Here is a 2,576-nt window from a genome sequence, read left to right as displayed (position 1 = left end):
GACAACATCAAGTTCGACGGCTTGTCCCGCGTCTCGCATGTGACCGACGCGACCGACTGGCGCGTCGAGTACCCGTTCGTCGTGCTGACGCCGGATACCGAAGCCGAGATCGCCGGCATGATCAAGGCGTGTTTCGAACTCGGTCTGACCGTGATTCCGCGTGGAGGCGGCACGGGCTACACGGGCGGCGCGGTGCCGCTCACGCCGTTCTCGGCCGTCATCAACACTGAGAAGCTCGAACAGCTGGGCGCGGTCGAGATGACCGAACTGCCGGGTGTCGAGCGCAAGGTGGCGACGATTTTCTCCGGCGCGGGCGTGGTCACACGCCGCGTGACCGAAGCGGCCGAGCAGGCCGGCTTCGTGTTCGCCGTCGATCCGACTTCGCTGGATGCGTCCTGCGTTGGCGGCAATGTCGCGATGAACGCGGGCGGCAAGAAGGCGGTGCTATGGGGCACGGCGCTCGACAATCTCGCCTGGTGGCGCATGGTCGACCCGGAAGGGAACTGGCTCGAAGTCACGCGTCTGGACCACAACCTCGGCAAGATTCACGACATCGAACTCGCGCGTTTCGAACTGAAGTGGTTCGACGGCAGATATGCTCCGGGCGAAAAGCTGCTGCGCACGGAAGCGCTCGACATCAAGGGGCGCGTGTTCCGCAAGGAAGGGCTGGGCAAGGACGTCACGGACAAATTCCTGGCCGGCTTGCCGGGCGTGCAGAAGGAAGGCTGCGACGGCCTGATCACGTCGGCGCGCTGGGTGCTGCACAAGATGCCGGCGCATACGCGCACGGTCTGCCTCGAGTTCTTCGGCCAGGCGCGCGAAGCGATTCCGAGCATTGTCGAGATCAAGGATTACCTGTTCGAAACGTCGAAGCAGGGCGGCGCGATTCTCGCCGGGCTCGAGCATCTGGACGAGCGCTATCTGCGCGCGGTCGGTTATGCGACCAAGAGCAAGCGCAACGCGTTTCCGAAGATGGTGCTGATCGGCGACATCGTCGGCGACGATGCGGATGCGGTGGCGCAAGCCACCTCGGAAGTCGTGCGCATGGCCAACGGCAAGAGCGGCGAAGGCTTCGTCGCGGTCAACGCCGAAGCGCGCAAGCGTTTCTGGCTCGACCGCAGCCGTACCGCGGCGATTGCCAAGCACACCAACGCGTTCAAGATCAACGAAGACGTGGTGATCCCGCTCGACCGGATGGGCGAGTACACCGACGGCATCGAACGCATCAATATCGAACTGTCGATCAAGAACAAGCTGCAGCTGGTCGACGCGCTCGAAGCGTTCTTCAAGGGCGGCAAGCTGCCGCTCGGCAAGAGCGACGACGCCAATGAAATCCCGAGCGCAGAGTTGCTCGAAGATCGCGTGCAACAGGCGCTCGATCTGCTGAAGAAAGTGCGTACGCGCTGGGAATTCCTGCGCGACAAGCTCGATCTGTCCTTGCGCGAGGCGCAGCACTATCTGGTCGGCCTCGGCTACGAAGGGCTGGCGGAGAAGTTCGCCGATCGCGTCGACGCACAGCCGGATGCGACCGTGTTCCATATCACGCAGGACCGTACGGTGCGCGTGTCGTGGAAGGCGGAGATCCGCGCCGAACTGCGTCAGATCTTCAATGGTGGCGAATTCAAGCCGATCCTCGAAGAAGCCCAGGCGATCCACAAGAAGGTGCTGCGTGGCCGCGTGTTCGTCGCGCTGCACATGCACGCGGGCGACGGCAACGTCCACACGAACCTGCCGGTCAACTCCGATAACTACGAGATGCTGCAGGACGCCCACACGGCGGTCGCGCGCATCATGAAGCTGGCGCGTTCGCTCGACGGTGTGATCTCCGGCGAGCACGGCATCGGTATCACCAAGCTCGAATTCCTGACGGAAGACGAAATCGGCGAATTCCGCGCGTACAAGCAGCGCGTCGATCCGCATGGCCGCTTCAATGCGGGCAAGCTGCTCGCTGGCGCCGATCTGCGTAACGCGTACACGCCGAGCTTCGGCCTGATGGGTTACGAATCGCTGATCATGCAGCAGTCCGACATTGGCGCAATTTCCGAGTCGATCAAGGACTGCTTGCGTTGCGGCAAGTGCAAGCCGGTGTGCGCGACCCACGTGCCGCGCGCGAACCTGCTGTACAGCCCGCGCAACAAGATTCTCGCTACCTCTTTGCTGGTCGAGGCGTTCCTGTACGAAGAGCAGACTCGCCGCGGCGTGTCGATCAAGCACTGGGACGAGTTTAACGACGTCGCCGATCACTGCACGGTCTGTCACAAATGCGTGACGCCGTGTCCGGTGAAGATCGACTTCGGCGACGTGACGATGAACATGCGTAACCTGCTGCGCAAGATGGGCAAGAAGAAGTTCAATCCGGGCAACGCGGCCGGTATGTTCTTCCTCAATGCCACCAATCCGCAGACCATCAACCTCGCGCGCACTGCGATGATGGGCATCGGCTACAAGGCGCAGCGCTTCGGCAACGACGTGCTGAAGAAGTTCGCGAAGAAGCAGACGGCGCACCCGCCGGCAACCGTCGGCAAGCCGAAGGTCACGCAGCAGGTGATCCACTTCATGAACAAGAAGATGCCGGG

1 protein-coding gene is annotated in these 2,576 nt (G+C 62.6%); it reads left to right on the top strand.

Annotated elements, in window-relative coordinates; all coding sequences use genetic code 11:
* The coding region (locus tag PQR40_RS38840) for an FAD-linked oxidase C-terminal domain-containing protein (protein ID WP_408511268.1) at positions 1-2,576 on the top strand (2,576 nt) is incomplete at both ends.

The organism is Paraburkholderia sediminicola (assembly GCF_046026855.1).
GTDB lineage: Bacteria > Pseudomonadota > Gammaproteobacteria > Burkholderiales > Burkholderiaceae > Paraburkholderia > Paraburkholderia sediminicola_A.
The sequence above is the reverse complement of the archived record's forward strand: the minus strand, read 5'-3'. Positions and strand labels throughout refer to the sequence as shown.